Source organism: Aeromonas bivalvium, assembly GCF_000819765.1.
In the GTDB taxonomy this organism is placed as follows: Bacteria; Pseudomonadota; Gammaproteobacteria; order Enterobacterales; family Aeromonadaceae; genus Aeromonas; species Aeromonas bivalvium.
The window spans coordinates 21,732-38,029 of the sequence record NZ_CDBT01000009.1; the positions used below are offsets into that span (position 1 = coordinate 21,732).

Genomic DNA, 16,298 nt, shown 5'->3' on the forward strand with positions numbered 1-16,298 from the left:
AGGATTATTGTCTGCGCGCATAGGCCTTGAGCAGACTGGGAACATCGAGAATGAGCGCGATGCCGCCATCACTGGTGATGGTGGCGCCCGCCATGCCCGGCGTGCCCTGGAGCAGGTTATCCAGCGGCTTGATCACCACCTCTTCCTGCCCGATGAGATTGTCGACCACGAAGCCGACCTGCTGGGTCCCGATCTGGACGATGACCACGTGACCCGACTCCTGATTGCCCTGGCGTCTGGCGCCGCGCATCAGCCACTTGTGCAGGTAGAACAGGGGGATCGCCTTATCCCGCACTATGATGGTGAGCTGGCCGTCCACCACATTGGCCTTTTTCAGGTCCAGGTGGAAGATCTCGTTGACGCAGCCGAGCGGCAGCGCGAAGGTCTGCTCCCCCACTTCGACCATCAGGGTCGGCAAGATGGCCAGGGTCAGCGGCACCTTGATCTCGAGGCGGGTGCCCTTGCCGAAGGTGGAATCGATGTGCACCGAGCCATTGAGGCTGACGATGCTGGTCTTGACCACGTCCATGCCGACGCCGCGGCCCGAGATGTCGGAGATCTCGGCCTTGGTGGAGAAGCCGGGGGCGAAGATCAGGTTGTAGGCATCGGTGTCGCTCATGCGCGCGGCGCTGTCGGCATCGAGTACGCCACGGCTGATGGCGATGGACTTGAGCTTCTCCGGATCCATGCCGGCGCCGTCATCCTCGATGCAGAGCAGTATGTGATCCCCCTGCTGGGAGGCACTCAGGGTGATGGTGCCCTGACGGGGCTTGCCCGCCTTCTCCCGCACGTCCGGCATCTCGACGCCGTGGTCGCAGGAGTTGCGCACCAGGTGAACCAGGGGGTCGGCCAGGGCCTCCACCAGGTTCTTGTCAAGGTCGGTCTCCTCCCCCACCATGACCAGTTCAATCTCTTTTTTCAGGCTGCGGGCGAGGTCGCGCACCACCCGGGGGAAGCGGCCAAACACCTTCTTGATGGGCTGCATCCGGGTCTTCATGACCGCCCCTTGCAGATCCGCCGTCACCACATCCAGGTTGGCGACCGCCTTGGACATCTCTTCGTCGTTGCTGGCGATGCCGAGGCTCACCAGGCGGTTACGCACCAGCACCAGCTCGCCCACCATGTTCATGATGACGTCCAGGGTCTTGGTGTCGACCCGCACCGTGCTGTCGCTCTGGACGGCGGCGGCGTTCTCGGGCGCCGCGGGCTTGGGTGCGGCCTTGCCGGCCACGGGAGCCGAAGCGGCAGGAGACGAGGGCTGGGCAGCAGTCTTGCCAGCCAGAGGGGCCGGGGCGGCGGGAGACGATGGCTGCGCCGCAGCCTTGGCGACCACCGGCTCGGCTGGCGTCGGAGTCGGGGCCGATGCCGGGGTGGCCGGCGCCGCCGACTTCATGGTGACGGCGGGGCCCTGGCCACGGCCATGGAGCTCGTCGAGCAGGCGCTCGAACTCGTCATCATCGATGAGGGCATCCACTTCGCTTTGCACCGACTGCAGCGGATTGGGCGCCGGAGCCCCCAGATGCTGGCCCTGGCCATGGAGCTGGTCGAGCAGGGCTTCGAATTCGTCGTCCGTGATGTCGCCACTGGCGGCGGGGGCCGGGGCGGGAGAAGGCGCGGCCTGGGTCGGCGCGCCGCCGGCCCCGTGCAGTTCGTCGAGCAGGCGCTCGAACTCGTCGTCGGAGATCTCGTCTATGGTGCCGCCATTGCCGGCCAGGGGCGCAGGGGCGCTCTCGGGCTCAGGCTCGGGTTCGGGGGCGACCACGGGCTCCGGACTGGTGCTGGAAACGCTCAGCAGCTGCTCCTCCCCCTGGGGCTTGCACAGCTCATGGAGATCGTGCAGCAGCTCGGGGGCGGCGGCGCTGATCGGCTCACGGTTCTGGACCTGGGCGAACATGACATTGATGGCATCGAGGGCCTGCAGGATCACGTCCATCAGCTCGGCGCTGAGGGTTCGCTTGCCGTTGCGCAACATGTCGAACAGGTTCTCGGCCCCATGGCAGACGTCCACCAGCTCGGTCAGCGACAGGAAGCCGGCGCCCCCCTTGACGGTGTGAAAACCGCGAAAGATGGCATTGAGCAGGTTCTTGTCGTCGGGGCGCTTCTCGAGTTCGACCAGTTGTTCAGACAACTGTTCCAAAATTTCGGATGCTTCGACCAGAAAGTCTTGCAGTATGTCTTCATCAACTTCGAAGGCCATTCGTCACTCCATTAGAATCCGGGGTTGAACAACTGATCCGTCCCTGTCACAGGGGCCCTGGGCAGAGGCACTCTGCCCGTCTCGCATCGGGCGCGGCGGCACGACGGAACCACTTATCTCATCGAGCGCGAGCCCGGGCGGCAGACCGTTAAAATCCGAGGCTGGACAGCAGATCGTCCACATCATCCTGACCGTTGACCACGTCGCTGCGGGTATGCGGATTCATGATGGGGCCTTCCGCTTCAATACCCTTGATGGCGGCCTTGGTGGCACTCGGTTCGGCCGAGGCGTCCCCGAACATGGTCAGCATCTCGATCAGCTTGGTCTCGACCTCCTGCACCAGGGTGATCACCCGGCGGATCATTTGGCCGGTCAAATCCTGGAAATCCTGAGCCATCAGGATATCGGTCAGCAGTTGTCGTAATTTATCGGCATCGGATTCGGAAGCCTTAATAAAATCATCCAGTTGATGGCAGAGCGCCTTGAACTGCCCCAGGCCGAGTTCCCGCGACATCAGGGCCTGCCAGTTCGGCAGTACCAACTGGATATTGTCATTGAGGCGATCGGCGATGGGCAGGCTGGCCTCGACGGCATCCATGGTGCGATTGGCCGCCTTGTCCGTCATGTCGATGACATAGTTGAGCCGCTCGCGGGCATCGGGGATCTCCTCATTGGCGAGGGAGGGCAGCCTGGGGTCGAGCTGGAAGTCACGCAGGGAGTCATGCAACTGACGGGTCAGCTGGCCGACCTTGTCGAACAGGGCCGCCGCATTGGGGGCGCAGATGTCGGCGAGCAGATCGTCGGCCGACTCGAACTCGCCCTGTTCCAGGTGGGCGACCAGCCTTCTCGCCTGCTCGAGGGAGATAATGGCACTCGTTTTGGCCGTCATGGCGGGCCCCTTAGCCGATCCGCTCGAAGATCTTGTCGAGTTTCTCTTTGAGGGTGGCGGCGGTGAACGGCTTGACGATGTAACCGTTGACGCCGGCCTGGGCCGCTTCGATGATCTGCTCGCGCTTGGCTTCGGCGGTGACCATCAGCACCGGCAGGTGCTTGAGCTTGTCGTCGAGGCGGATCGCCTTGAGCAGGTCGATGCCCTGCATGCCGGGCATGTTCCAGTCGGTGACCACGAACTGGTAGTCGCCATTCTTGAGCATGGGCAGCGCCGTGTTGCCATCGTCCGCCTCATGGGTGTTATTGAAGCCGAGATCGCGCAGCAAGTTCTTGATAATCCGGCGCATTGTCGAGAAGTCATCGACGATGAGGATTTTCATGTTCTTGTCCAAATTTTCCTCCTAGATAGCCGCCAGGGCGGCTCACTCATATGATGCGTTAGCGCAGGTTGCAGGGTGCGGATTATGCCTGAGAGTCGGGGGCCAGTGTAGCCATGACTCGCTTATGCGTGCCAATCTCGCAGGCGAGCACGCAATCTGTGCATCGCCTGGCTGTGGATCTGGCTCACCCGAGACTCACTTACGTTCAATACTTCACCAATCTCGCGCAGGTTCAACTCTTCGTCGTAGTAGAGGGAGAGCACCAGGGCTTCCCGCTCCGGCAGCCGGCCTATGTTCTCGGCCAGGGCCGCCTGGAAGCGTTCCGCCGCCAGCTCGTCGAAACCGAGGTTGTTGCCCGCCTCGGGCCCGCCGATGACGTCTTCACTCACCCCCAGATCCTCGATGCCGATGATCTTGCCGCAGGAGACATCCTGCAGCATGGCGTGATACTCGCCAAGGCCCACCCCCATGTAGGCGGCCACCTCGGTGTCGCGGGCATCGCGGCCATGGGCCTGCTCCACGTTCTCGATGGCATCCGCTATGGTGCGGCTGTTGCGGTGAACCGAACGGGGCACCCAGTCGCCACGGCGGATCTCGTCGAGCATGGCACCGCGAATGCGGATGCCGGCATAGGTCTCGAAACTGGCCCCCTTGCTGCCATCGAAGTTGCGAGAGGCCTCGAGCAGCCCAATCATACCTGCCTGGATCAGGTCATCCAGCAAGACACTGCTCGGCAAACGAGCCAACAGATGCTGGGCGATCCGTTTCACCAGCGGAGCGTGGCGCTCCACCAGCACATAGGCATCCTGATGACGCAGGTAGGCTTGGGCTTTATTCACGAGATCCTTCCTCTGTGATGGCCGGTTTTTGCAGCAGATTTTCCAGGAAGAACTCCAGGTGACCGCCCGGCTGGTGCGGGATGGGCCAGCTGGCCGCCTTGTTGGCCAGGGCGCGGAACGCCAGGGCGGCAGGCGACTTGGGGAAGGCCTCGACGATCAGTTTCTGCTTGCGCACCGCGGCACGCAAGTTGGTGTCATAGGGAATGCAGGCGACCAGCTCGAGGGAGGTATCGAGGAAACGGTCGGTCACCCGGGTCAGCTTGGCATAGAGCTCCTGCCCTTCTCGCAGGGAACGCACCATGTTCGCCACCACCTTGAAGCGGAACACGCCGTGATCCTTGGAGAGGATCTTGATGAGGGCGTAGGCATCCGTGATGGAGGTGGGCTCGTCGCACACCACCACCATGATGTCCTGGGCGGCGCGGGTAAAGCTCAGCACCATGTCGGAGATGCCGGCGGCCGTGTCCACCAGCAGGATGTCGACCTGGGTCTTCATCTCGCTGAAGGCGCGGATCAGCCCCACGTGCTGGGCCGGCGACAGCTCGACCATGGACTGGGTGCCCGAGGTGGCCGGCACTATCATCATGCCGTAGGGTCCCTCGACGATGATGTCGTCCAGGGTGCACTCCCCCGCCAGCACATGGGAGAGGTTGCGGTGCACCCTCAGTCCCAGCATGACGTCGACGTTGGCCAGCCCCAGGTCGGCATCCAGCACCATCACCCGCTTGCCCTGGGCCGCCATGGCACCGGCCACGTTCAGGGTGACGTTGGTCTTGCCGACGCCCCCCTTGCCACCGGAGACGGCGATCACTTTCACTCGGTTATTTGAACGCATTTTGCGCAGACCACTCGCCTGATCCATAGGTATGTTACTCATAAGAATCTAAATCCTCGCCCTCACCAAACCCAGCGCCCCAGAAGTAGGGCTCTTCGCTCTCCCGGTCCAGCGACCCCATGGCCGCGCCGACGAGCTGGGCTGCGTTGGCTATCTGAATATCTTCCGGAACCCGCTGACCATCTGTGATGTAGCTGATGGGCAACGCATTCTGGATGCACACATTGATCACTTCCCCCAGATTGATGCTCTCGTCCAGCTTGGTGAGGATGCAGCCGGAGAGGGGAATGCGACGAAAGTGATCCATGGCCTCCTGCATGACCCGGCGCTGGGATGTCGCCGACATCACCAGGTAGCTGCGGATCTGCACCTTGGCACTCTTGACCAGGGTGTCGAGCTGCTCGGTCAGCCTGACATCCCGCTGCCCCATGCCGGCAGTATCGATCAATACCAGGCGGCGGTGGCGGAATTGATAGAGGGCACTGGCCAGCTCTTCGGCATCGCGCACCTGGCGCACCGGGCAACCCATGATGCGCCCATAGGTTTGCAGCTGTTCGTGGGCGCCGATCCGGTAGTTGTCCGTGGTGATGAGCGCCACCTGCTCGGCGCCATATTTCATGGCAAAACGGGCCGCCAGCTTGGCGATGGTGGTGGTCTTGCCCACCCCGGTCGGCCCGAGCAGTGCCACCGCGCCCCCCTGGCGCAGGATCTCGTCCTCGCTCACCTTGAGCTGGGCGGTCAGCACCTCGGCCAGCTGGGCCAGGGCCTGATGAATGGACATCTCTTCCGGGATGAGACCCGCCAGCTGATCGGCGAAGGCGTCATCGAACCCTATCTTCTTGAGCTCCTTGATGAGCAGGGCCCGCATCGGCTCGCGACGTTCCACCTCCTGCCACATCAGGCCGGAGATCTGGTGCTCCAGCAGCTTGCGGATGGAGGCCATCTCCTGGCGCATCCCTTCCATCTCCTGGTCGCGCTGGGGTTGGGGTGCCCGCGCCGGCGCGGGTCTGGCCCTCGGCTTGGCCGGCTGCGGGGCGGCCCAGTTACCCTGTTCCGCCAGGGTACGGGGCGCCTCGGCCGCCTGGGGCGCCGGGCGACCTGCCCCCAGTCCGCTCGACTGGTTCGGAGCCAGCTGCTGCTGACGGGCCAGCAGGGCGGCCAGGGTATCGGCATACTGCTCATTGCGGCTCTGGCCGCCGGTGGGCGCCTCGCCGCGTCCACTTGCCGGTCGCGCCACCTGACGCGCCGCAGACGAAATATTGACGCTCTCTTCGTTCAACTGGCGGCGAACCGGCACATCCCTCGGCACCGTGACCTGGGATTGGTAGTCGATGGCGGCGACGATCTCGACCCCGCCCGTGACCTTTTTGTTGGACATGATGACGGCGTCCGGCCCGAGAGTCTCTTTGACCTCGGCCAGGGCCGTGCGCATATCCTTGGCAAAAAACCGCTTAATCTTCACCCGTCATCTCCGCTAACTAGTGCTGCCCTACCGCGCTGACAATACGGATCTGCTTGTCATCCGGTACTTCCTGATAGGACAAGACGCGCAATCCTGGAATGGCATTCTTGACAAACTTGGCCAGGGTATTTCTCAGGATCCCCGATGTCAGAAGCACCGCCGGTTGACCTTCCAATTCTTGCCGCTGGGTGGCCTCGAGCAGGGAGCGTTGCATCCGCTCCGCCAGGCCCGGTTCTATGCCGGCCCCTTCGCCCCCACCCGCCTGCAAGGATTGATGCAATATACGTTCCAACTCTGGCGCCAAGGTGATGACGGGCAACTCGGGATCCGGACCCGCTATCTCCTGCACGATGAGGCGACGCAGGGCGATGCGGCAGGCCGCAGTCAACACCTCGGGATCCGGGCTGCGGGGCCCGTATTCCACCAGGGTCTGCAGTATGGTGCGCATGTCGCGGATAGGCACGCCCTCGTTGAGGAGATTCTGCAATACCTTCACCAGGTTGCCCATGCTGATCACCTCGGGAACCAGCCCTTCCACCAGCTTGCTCTGATGTTTTCCTATCATGTCCAGCAACTGCTGCACCTCGTCATGGCCGAGCAGCAGGGCCGCCTGGTTGGAGAGGATCTGGCTCAGGTGAGTGGCGACCACGGTGGCGGCATCCACCACCGTATAGCCCAGGGTCTGGGCCTGGGAGACCTGATCCTTGCCGACCCAGACCGCCTCCAGCCCGAAGGCGGGGTCCTGGGTGGGGATGCCCTGGATCTGGCCGAACACCTGGCCCGGGTTGATGGCCATCTCCTTGTCGTGGTAGACGTTCGCCTCCCCCGTGCTCACCCCCATCAGGGTGATGCGGTACTGGTTGGGGGCCAGATCCAGGTTGTCGCGGATATGCACCGCCGGCACCAGGAAACCCAGCTCCTGGGAGAGCTTCTTGCGCACCCCCTTGATCCGGTTGAGCAGCTCCCCGCCCTGGCTCTTGTCCACCAGGGGAATGAGCTGATAGCCGACCTCGAGGCCTATGATGTCCACCGGCATGACGTCGTCCCAGCTCAAGTCCTTCTGCTCCACGGACGCATCCCCGCTGGCCGGCAAGAGTTCACCGCTGGCCGCCTTGGCCTGGTTCTGCTTCTCCCGGCGCAGCAGCCACCAGGCCCCGGCCGCGGCCACACCGCCCAGGCTCAGGAAGGCCAGGTGCGGCATGCCGGGCACCAGCCCCATCATCAGCAGGATGCTGGCGGAGATGACCAGGGCCTTGGGATTGTCGAACAGCTGGCCCAGCATGGCGGTGCCCATGTCCTGATCCGTGTTCTGGCGGGTCACTATGATGGCGGCGGCGATGGAGAGCAGCAGCGAGGGGATCTGGGCCACCAGGCCGTCACCGATGGCGAGCAGGGTATAGACCTCTGCCGCCTCGCCGAAGCTGAGCTGGTGCTGCATCATGCCGATGATGAAGCCGCCGATGATGTTGATGAAGAGGATCATGATACCGGCGATGGCATCCCCCTTGACGAACTTGGAGGCACCGTCCATGGAGCCGTAGAAATCCGCCTCCTGGGTCACATCGGCGCGGCGCTTGCGCGCCTCCTCCTGGTTGATGAGGCCGGCGTTCAGGTCCGCATCGATGGCCATCTGCTTGCCGGGCATGGCGTCCAGGGTGAAGCGGGCGCTGACTTCAGAAATCCGCCCGGCCCCCTTGGTGACCACCACGAAGTTGATGATGACCAGGATGAGGAAGACGATGATGCCCACCGCATAGTTGCCACCGATCACCACGTTGCCGAACGCCTCGATCACATGGCCGGCGGCGTCGCCGCCGTTGTGGCCTTCCAGCAGCACCACCCGGGTCGAGGCGACGTTGAGGGCCAGACGCAGCAGGGTCGCAATCAGCAGCACGGTCGGGAAGGCGGCGAACTCCAGGGGACGGCGGGTATAGACGGCCACCAGCAGCACCACGATGGAGAGGGCGATATTGAAGGAGAAGAGGGTATCGAGCATCAGGGGCGGGATGGGCAGCACCACCATGCCGAGGGAGGCCAACACCAGCAGCGGTGTGCCGAGCCCCTTGCCCACTATCCCGCGGTACGCTTTCAATCGGCCCAATGATGCCCGCACTGTCATGTCGATTCTCAGTTCTTGATCCCAGATGAGAGGGATTAAAGCAAACATCGAGCCAATAAAGCAATTTGCTGATTTATAATGCTTTTATTTTGACTGTGTCAGAAGTTTGTCAGCTGCGGCCTGATGGGGCGCTTGCGGGGGATGCCAAGAGGCTGCGGGCAGCGGCCCCGGCGTGACTTGCGGTATGCCGGCGCAATGAGCAGGTCCCTGCCCAGGGGCTGCGGACCACAGCCAAGGCGTTACTTGCGGTATTCCGGAGGAGAGGTGAGCAGGTCCTTGCCAAGAGGCTGCGGGCTGCGGCCCTGGCGTTACTTGCGGTATTCAGGAGGTATGGGCAGGTCCTTGCCCAGGGGCTGCGGGCGACGACCCCGGCCACGGCGGAACTTCTTGAGCTGATAGACATAGGCCAGCACCTGGGCCACGGCGGCAAACAGCCCCTCGGGGATCTCCTGGCCAATCTCGGCGCTGTGGTAGATGGCGCGGGTCAGCGCCGGGGACGGCAGTATGGGGATCTCGTACTCCCGGCCTATCTCGCGGATCTTGAGCGCGACCTCGTCCACCCCCTTGGCCAGCACCTTGGGCGCCGCCCCGGGCTTGCCCTGATCGTATTGCAGGGCCACCGAATAGTGGGTCGGGTTGGTGATGATGACATCGGCCTTGGGCACGTCCCCCATCATGCGGCGCGCCGCCATCTCCATCTGCAGGCGCCGGATGCGCCCCTTCACCTCGGGCTTGCCCTCGGAGTCCTTGTACTCGTCCTTGACCTCCTGCTTGGTCATCTTGAGCTGGCGGGCATGGTTCCAGCTCTGGAAGGGGACATCGATGGCGACGATGGGCAGCAGGGCGCAGCAGAGGATGATCAGCATCCACAGAAACAGCTCGAGGGCATCTATGATGCCGCCGGGGAAGGCCTCCAGGGAGAGGTTGAGCAGGTGATCGAACTGGCTCGACAACATCCACCAGGCAAACAAGGTGATGAACAGGACCTTGGCGATGGACTTGACCAGCTCCACCAGGGACTGCACCCCGAACATCCGCTTGAGACCGGCGAGGGGGCTGAGCTTGCTCCACTTGGGCATCATGGCCTGACTGGAGAAGTTGAGGCCCCCGAGCAGGGTATTGCCGATGAAGGCCGCCAGGGCCACCAGGGCGAACAGCAGCCCGAGGGGAAACACCACCTCGCCGACCAGGGTCGGCACCATGGTCCACATGGCGCTGGGGTCGAACGCCTGCTCCCGCTCCAGGGTAAAGCCCATGGTCATCACCTTGAGCATGGCGGTGGCCAGGGACTCCTTGACCATCAGCAGCCCGAACACGGCGGCCAGCAACACGCTGGCGGTGCCCAGCTCCTTGGATCGGGCGATCTGCCCCTTCTCCCGGGCCTGCTGTAATCGCTTGCCCGTCGCCTGTTCGGTACGTTCCTGATCGGAATCAGCCATGGTGGCCTGCCTCCCGTGAGCAGGGGGCCGTCAGGGCCAAGGTCAATGCCCGCCCTTCAACCATGGGTCCCTCCCAGGCACTGGGTCTCGATGAGCTGGCAGCTGGTCTCCTGCACCCGCTGCCAGAGGGCATCGAAGTGGCCGAGGAAGCCGCCTATGGTCAGCCAGAGGATGAAGAGCCCCGAGATCATGCTGACCGCAAAGCCGATGCTGAAGATGTTGAGCTGGGGGGCGGCCCGGGTCATGACCCCGAAGGCGAAGTTGATGAGCAGCAGGGCGACGATGGCAGAGAGAGACATCACCAGGGCCGCCTGGAACATGACGCCGAGAAAACCCGCCAGGGTGCGCAAGGAGGCGACCGAGAGGCCACCGTCGCCCACCGGCAAGGTATCGAAGCTCAGGATCACCATGCGCAGCATGATGAGGTGACCGTCCAGGGCGAGGAACACCAGGGTCGCCAGCATCAGGTAGAACTGGCCCACCACGGGGGCGGACTGGCCGTTCATGGGGTCCACCAGGGAGGCGAACCCCAGGCTGGTCTGCATGGAGATCACCTGGCCCGCCATCACGAAGCTCTCCATCAGGAACTGGGTCATCAGGCCGAGGGCCACGCCGATCAGGATCTGCTGGCCGAGGATCAGGAAACTGCCCAGGGAGAAGAGCGCCACCTGGGGCATGGGGGGCAACAGGGGGGCGACCAGGAAGCTGAGGGCAAGCGAGAGCCCCATGCGCACATGCATGGGGGCCAGCTTGCTGCCAAACACCGCCATCACCATCAGCAGGCTGCTGATGCGGGCCAGGGGCCAGAGCACGGAGGCGAGCCACTCCAGGATGAGCTGGCTGGAGAAGGTCACGACCCCTGCCCCGCGCCGCTCATCCCACCACCTCGGGGATCTGGCTCACCATGAGCACGAAGAAGTCCATCAGGCTCTGCAAACCCCAGTGGGCCCCGGCCCCCAGGGCCAGCAAGGTCACCACCAGCCGGGGCAGGAAGCTCAGGGTCTGCTCGTTGATGGAGGTGGCCGCCTGGAAGATGGCGACCACCAGCCCCACCATCAGGCTGGGCAGGATCACGGCACACACCATGATGGTGACCAGCCAGAGCGCCTCTCGAAACACATCGACGAAGGTTTCCGGTGACATGGCGCCTCCCTTATCCCGCACCCAGGCCGAAGCTGTTGGCCAGGGATCCCAGAATGAGGTTCCAGCCATCCACCATGACGAACAGCATCAGCTTGAACGGCAGGGAGACCAGCATGGGGGAGAGCATCATCATGCCCATGGCCATCAGGATACTGGCCACCACCAGGTCGATGACCAGGAAGGGCAGAAACAGCATGAAGCCTATCTGGAAGGCGGTCTTGAGCTCGCTGGTGACAAACGCCGGGATCAGCACCCGCAGCGGCACCTCGGCAGGGGTCTCCACCTGCACGTCGGCTATCTCCATGAAGGTGTTGAGATCCTTGACCCGGGTCTGGGCCAGCATGAACTGATGGAGGGGGAGCTGGGCCTTGGCCAGCGCCTCCTGGGTGCTGATGGTCTCGGCCAGATAGGGTTGCAGCGCCTCCTCGTTGATGCGATCCAGCACGGGGGACATGATGAAGAACGACATGAACAACGCGATGCCAATCAGCACCTGGTTGGAGGGGCTCTGCTGCAGGCCGATGGCCTGTCTGAGGATCCCGAGCACCACTATGATGCGGGTGAAGGAGGTCATCATGATGACCACGGCCGGCAGGAAGGAGAGGGCCGTCATCAGCGCCAGCACCTGCAGGGTCAGGCTGTACTCCTGACTGCCGTCGGCCAGGGTGGTGACGGTCACCGCCGACATGCCATCCTGGGCCAGGGCCAGGGGCGAGAGCAGCAGCAACAGCCAGGGCCAGCGTCTCGTCCCGGAGAGGAAGTGGGTCCCGTTACTCTTTGTCATGGCGTGCCATCAGCTTGCCCAGTTGCTGGGCGAAGGCCTGAGGCTGACGCTCATCGAGCGGCTCCTCCAGGCGATAGAGGAAATTGACCTGCTGGGGAGTGACGCCGATCAGCAGCTGCTGCTCCCCCACCTTGACCACCAGCAGCTTCTCCTTGTAACCGAGGGGCAGGCTGGCGATCACCTTCATCTGGCCACCACCGAGCTGGGCGGTCAGCTTGCTCTTCTTGAGCAAAAAACCCAGCACCAGGATGAGGCCGATGACCATCAGGCTCGACAGCAGCCAGGAGGTGAGGCTCGGCGCCGCGGCACTGGCCTGCGCCAGCGCGGGCAGCGGCAACATCAGCAGGATAGCGACCCGGATCATTTGAGTTTCTTGATCCTTTCAATCTGGCTGATGACATCGGTCAGCCGGATCCCGAACTTGTCGTTGACCACCACCACCTCGCCGTGGGCGATCAGGGTGCCGTTGACCAGCACGTCCAGGGGCTCGCCCGCCACCCTGTCCAGCTCCACCACGGAGCCCTGGTTCAGCTGCAGCAGGTTGCGGATGCTGATCTGGCTGCGGCCCACTTCCATGGCGATGGTCACAGGGATGTCGAGTATGGTGTCGAGCTTGCGGCGCTCCTCGGCACTGATGGGGGCATCGTCCCTCAGCTCCTCGAGGGGAGCCGGCTTGACCTCGGCAGTGACCTGCTCTTCCAGGGCCGCGGCCCAGGCATCGGCCATCAGATCCTGCTCGTCTTCGGGTGTGCTCATCTTACTTCCTTACTGTTCATGATTGGACGGGCCCCTGGCCTGTCATCGGTTTGGATCATCGATGCTGCGCTCGAGCTCTTCGAGCTCGGCCTCGCCATCGATGCGCACGCCGCCACGGGTGACCAGGTGCATCTCGGTCTTGACCCCGTCCGGTCGCTTGAGTTTGTCGACAATCTTGAGCGCCACATTCTCCTTGGTGCGCCCCATCTTGGCGTGGAACGTAGGCAGGTCTTCCACGTAGACCAGCAGGTTCTCGGGCATCTCCACCGGAATGATGTCGCCGGGTTGCAGCTCCATCAGCTCCCGCAGGGAGAGCTCTGTCTCCAGCAGCTTGGCCTTGAGCTCCACCTTGACGTCCATGATCTCGTCGCGCAGGGCCTTGCTCCAGCGCACGTCCGTGTCCCCCTTGTCGCTCTGCACCCCGGCATCGAGCAGCTCGCGGATGGGTTCGAGCATGGAGTAGGGCATGGCCACGTGGAAGTCGCCGCCGCCGCCGTCCAGTTCGATGTGGAAGGAGCTCACCACGATCACCTCGGTGGGGCTGACGATGTTGGCCATGGCCGGGTTCACCTCGGAGTCGAGATACTCGAAGCCCACATCCATCACAGGCGCCCAGGCATCCTTGTAATCCTCGAACACCAGCTTGAGCAGCATCTGTATGATGCGCCGCTCGGTGGGGGTGAACTCGCGCCCCTCTATCTTGGCGTGGTAGCGGCCGTCGCCGCCGAAGAAGTTCTCCACCAGGATGAAGACGAGACGGGCCTCCATGGTGATGAGGGCCGTCCCCTTGAGGGGGCGAAAGCGCACCATGTTCAGGCTGGTGGGCACGAACAGGGTGTGGACGTACTCGCCGAATTTCAGCATCTGCACGCCGTTGATCGACACCTCGGCGGTGCGCCGCATCATGTTGAACAGGCTGATGCGCATGTGGCGGGCGAAACGCTCGTTCACCAGCTCCAGGGTGGGCATGCGGCCCCGGACGATGCGATCCTGGGAAGAGAAGTCGAACTGGGTGATGCCAGGATCCCCGGCCGCCCCTATCTCCTCCTCTTCGACATCGTCGACCCCGTGCAACAGGGCATCAATTTCGTCCTGACTTAACAGATCGCTCACGCTTCACCTACTGCATTACAAAGCCGGTAAACAGCACTTGTTCGATTACGGGGGAAGAGGTCAGGTCCTTGAGGACCCGACGGCACTCTTCCAATGAGTCATTGCGCAATTTTTCCTTGCCCTCGAAGGTGATCAGCTGCTCGGCGCTGGCGGCGCTGAACACCCGCAGCAGGGTCCCCTCGATCAGGGGCACATGCTGCTTGGCGAGGGCTTCGCTCGGGGCGCCACGCACCATCAACTGCACCTTGATCTGCACCAGCCGATCCCGGCTATGGCCCGTCACGTTGAACACGAAGGGGCGCGGCATCCCCACATAGAGGGCGGGCTGGGTGGCCGGATCCTGGGGCTGGCCGTCGGTCTGGGCGCTGGTCTGGGCCTTGGCGGCCTCGTCACCGCCCGAGAGCAGCAACCAGGCGGCCACACCGCCGCCGATGAGCAGCACCACCAGGATGGCGGCCAGGATGATCATCTTCTTTTTCCTGGCCGCCGCCGGATCCTGGAGCGTCAGTTCGCTATCGTCTGCCATCTCTTGTCCACCCTCAATCAAACTTGTTCGATATCATAAACTTAACTTGGGGCGCATCAAGCATAGAAATCAATTCCGCTCTCGTTTGCCGCATCCATGGACAAAGTGAGCCGGGTGACACCGGTTTCCCCCTCATGCCGGCCTGGCTGGCGACCCTCGCCCCCCTGGCCCTGGCCTCCCTGTTCGGAGAAGCCTCCCCCCTGGGCCTGCTGCTGTGATCCCGGCTGGGAGTGCTGCTGGGACTGCTGTTGCACCGAGGTCTGACCGAGGGAGAGCCCCTGCCCCGCCAGCATCTCCCTGAGCCTGGGCATGGCCTGCTCCAGCATCTCCCGGGTCTGGCCATGTTGTACCACGAAGTTGACGCTGGCCTGGTTGTCCTGACCAAGCTGGATCTGGATCTTCATCTTGCCAAGGCCGAGGGGATCGAGCTGGATCTCAGCCTGCTGCAACTTGTCGGCCAGCATGACGTTGACCCTCTGCTGCAGCTCGGCCGGGGCATCCTGGCTCGCCAGCTTCAGATGGGGCAAGGAGGTCGCCTCGGCCCTGGGTTGGCCGGTGGCCACAATGCCAGTGCGCGCGTCGCCCACCGCAGCCTGGGTCGGCTGCTGGCCGGCGCCCTGGGCCTCCTCTTCCCGCTTCGGATCGGCGGCGGCCTGGGCCTCGCCCCGGGTCAGGCTCGCCAACCGGCCTCTGGCCCCCAGGGGGGACCCCTTCTGAATCTGGGTGGCAGCGCCATCGATGGCCGCGGCCGCGCCGCCCTGGGGCAGGCTGGCCAGGGGGGCCTGGCTACCCTGGGACTGAGCCTGGGCCAGCACCTGCTGGGGCGCCACCAGGGTCGGCGCCACCGCCGGCTGCGTCCCGGAGGCCGCCGGAGCCTGGGCTGCCATCTGGGGCGCGGCCCGCTCCTTGCCTGCCGTCTCCTGGCGAGGGGCCGTCTCGGTCTGGGTCAGGGCCTGCTCACCGTCGGCGGCAGGCTGCCCCTGGTCCGACTGCCGGGCGAGGCGATTGCCGGCGGCATAGGCATCGGCCGGGGTGCTCACCGCCCCATCAGGGCCCGCTTTGGGCCCCATACCGGGAAGCGGATCCCGGGGATTGCTCTGCTCGGCCCCCTTTTCTGTCACGGGTGCTGTGGTCATGGCGCCGCCCGGCCGGGTGGCAGGATCCGCGTCAACGGTCTCGTCCCCTTCGCCGGCCAGGGCCTCATGGTCCCCTGCTGCCGCGAGCAGGGCAGAGGCCAGGGTCTCCTTGGCGCCCTGGCGCTCCTTGCCCCCCTGGGTCTGTTTGACCGCCTCATCGGCGCCCTCGTCCTGGCCATGGGATTTGGGCTCATTGGACACGCCAACAGCCTGGGCAGCCCCCTTGGCTGCAGGGATCTCTGCGCCGGGCGGCAAGGAATTGCCATCCCCCGAGCTCGCGGACTCGCCCGGGGCGACCAGACGGGTGTCCTGCTTGAGAGAGTCGTGCAGGTGAACCAGGAAGGGATTGCCAGCCATGATGGCAGAGGCGTCGTCCCCGGGCAGGCCCGGGGTGGGCCCGTCATCGTCGTCGGCCTGGCCCTCGGGCACCACCTGCGCGGCGTCAGTCTCTTGACGCCCGGCCACTGCCGGCAAACTGCCCGGCTCCCCTTGGGTGTCCGCTGCGGCCTGGGGGATCTCGCCCTCCCTGGCGTGCGTCTTGACCGGGGCGGCGTCGCCCCCGTGCCGATACTGACTCATCAGCTCGGCAAAGTCGGCCTTGTCACCGTCCAGCACGGCGCCGTCAGCGGGCCCCGCCAGCCCTGGCGCGGTACGCTTGTCACCGCCGATCGGCGGGGG

At 64.2% G+C, this 16,298-nt stretch carries 16 protein-coding genes; all 16 read right to left on the reverse strand.

Translation table 11 applies throughout. The annotated features are described in order from the left end of the window. Nucleotides 1–4: 4 nt before the first annotated feature. Nucleotides 5–2,197, reverse strand: a complete 2,193-nt coding sequence (locus BN1119_RS03425; RefSeq protein WP_041993972.1) for a chemotaxis protein CheA — start codon at nucleotides 2,195–2,197, stop codon at nucleotides 5–7. A 148-nt stretch (nucleotides 2,198–2,345) separates the two neighbouring features. Next, on the reverse strand, nucleotides 2,346–3,086 hold the full coding sequence (locus tag BN1119_RS03430) for a protein phosphatase CheZ (RefSeq protein ID WP_041993975.1): 741 nt from the start codon (nucleotides 3,084–3,086) through the stop codon (nucleotides 2,346–2,348). A gap of 10 nt (nucleotides 3,087–3,096) precedes the next feature. Continuing rightward, nucleotides 3,097–3,468, reverse strand: coding sequence for a chemotaxis response regulator CheY (cheY, locus tag BN1119_RS03435; RefSeq protein ID WP_425320766.1), 372 nt, complete (start codon nucleotides 3,466–3,468; stop codon nucleotides 3,097–3,099). Between the two features lie 122 nt (nucleotides 3,469–3,590). Continuing rightward, entirely contained in the window at nucleotides 3,591–4,307 is a 717-nt protein-coding gene (locus BN1119_RS03440; protein ID WP_041993981.1) for an RNA polymerase sigma factor FliA, read from the reverse strand. After that, nucleotides 4,300–5,184, reverse strand: a complete 885-nt coding sequence (locus BN1119_RS03445) for a MinD/ParA family protein (protein WP_041993984.1) — start codon at nucleotides 5,182–5,184, stop codon at nucleotides 4,300–4,302. Before BN1119_RS03445 ends, BN1119_RS03440 begins: the two co-directional genes overlap by 8 nt. Further along, nucleotides 5,177–6,604, reverse strand: a complete 1,428-nt coding sequence (gene flhF, locus BN1119_RS03450) for a flagellar biosynthesis GTPase FlhF (protein WP_041993987.1) — start codon at nucleotides 6,602–6,604, stop codon at nucleotides 5,177–5,179. The genes BN1119_RS03445 and flhF overlap by 8 nt, the downstream gene beginning before the upstream one ends. Nucleotides 6,605–6,620: 16 nt before the next feature. Beyond that, nucleotides 6,621–8,723: a flagellar biosynthesis protein FlhA gene (flhA, locus tag BN1119_RS03455; RefSeq protein WP_041993990.1), complete on the reverse strand. Its 2,103-nt coding sequence runs from the start codon at nucleotides 8,721–8,723 to the stop codon at nucleotides 6,621–6,623. A gap of 308 nt (nucleotides 8,724–9,031) precedes the next feature. Continuing rightward, nucleotides 9,032–10,162, reverse strand: a complete 1,131-nt coding sequence (gene flhB / locus BN1119_RS03460; RefSeq protein ID WP_041993993.1) for a flagellar biosynthesis protein FlhB — start codon at nucleotides 10,160–10,162, stop codon at nucleotides 9,032–9,034. A gap of 56 nt (nucleotides 10,163–10,218) precedes the next feature. Further along, entirely contained in the window at nucleotides 10,219–11,016 is a 798-nt protein-coding gene (gene fliR / locus BN1119_RS03465; RefSeq protein WP_041993996.1) for a flagellar biosynthetic protein FliR, read from the reverse strand. 19 nt (nucleotides 11,017–11,035) lie between these two features. Next, nucleotides 11,036–11,305, reverse strand: a complete 270-nt coding sequence (fliQ, locus tag BN1119_RS03470) for a flagellar biosynthesis protein FliQ (RefSeq protein ID WP_041993999.1) — start codon at nucleotides 11,303–11,305, stop codon at nucleotides 11,036–11,038. A 10-nt stretch (nucleotides 11,306–11,315) separates the two neighbouring features. Then, nucleotides 11,316–12,089, reverse strand: a complete 774-nt coding sequence (fliP, locus tag BN1119_RS03475) for a flagellar type III secretion system pore protein FliP (protein WP_041994004.1) — start codon at nucleotides 12,087–12,089, stop codon at nucleotides 11,316–11,318. After that, nucleotides 12,076–12,453 carry a flagellar biosynthetic protein FliO gene (gene fliO / locus BN1119_RS03480; protein WP_041994007.1) on the reverse strand — a complete coding sequence of 126 codons (378 nt, stop codon included), beginning with the start codon at nucleotides 12,451–12,453 and terminating at the stop codon, nucleotides 12,076–12,078. The genes fliP and fliO overlap by 14 nt, the downstream gene beginning before the upstream one ends. Further along, complete coding sequence (gene fliN / locus BN1119_RS03485) at nucleotides 12,450–12,845, reverse strand: flagellar motor switch protein FliN (protein WP_041994010.1); 396 nt, start codon at nucleotides 12,843–12,845, stop codon at nucleotides 12,450–12,452. Before fliN ends, fliO begins: the two co-directional genes overlap by 4 nt. Before the next feature lie 42 nt (nucleotides 12,846–12,887). Then, a complete protein-coding gene (gene fliM, locus BN1119_RS03490; RefSeq protein WP_041994013.1) occupies nucleotides 12,888–13,958 on the reverse strand; it encodes a flagellar motor switch protein FliM in 1,071 nt (356 codons plus the stop codon). A gap of 7 nt (nucleotides 13,959–13,965) precedes the next feature. Beyond that, a complete protein-coding gene (fliL, locus tag BN1119_RS03495; protein ID WP_041994016.1) occupies nucleotides 13,966–14,484 on the reverse strand; it encodes a flagellar basal body-associated protein FliL in 519 nt (172 codons plus the stop codon). Nucleotides 14,485–14,540: 56 nt separating this feature from the next. Further along, nucleotides 14,541–16,298, reverse strand: a 1,758-nt coding sequence (locus tag BN1119_RS20995) for a flagellar hook-length control protein FliK (protein ID WP_041994019.1), incomplete at its 5' end; no start/stop codon positions are given.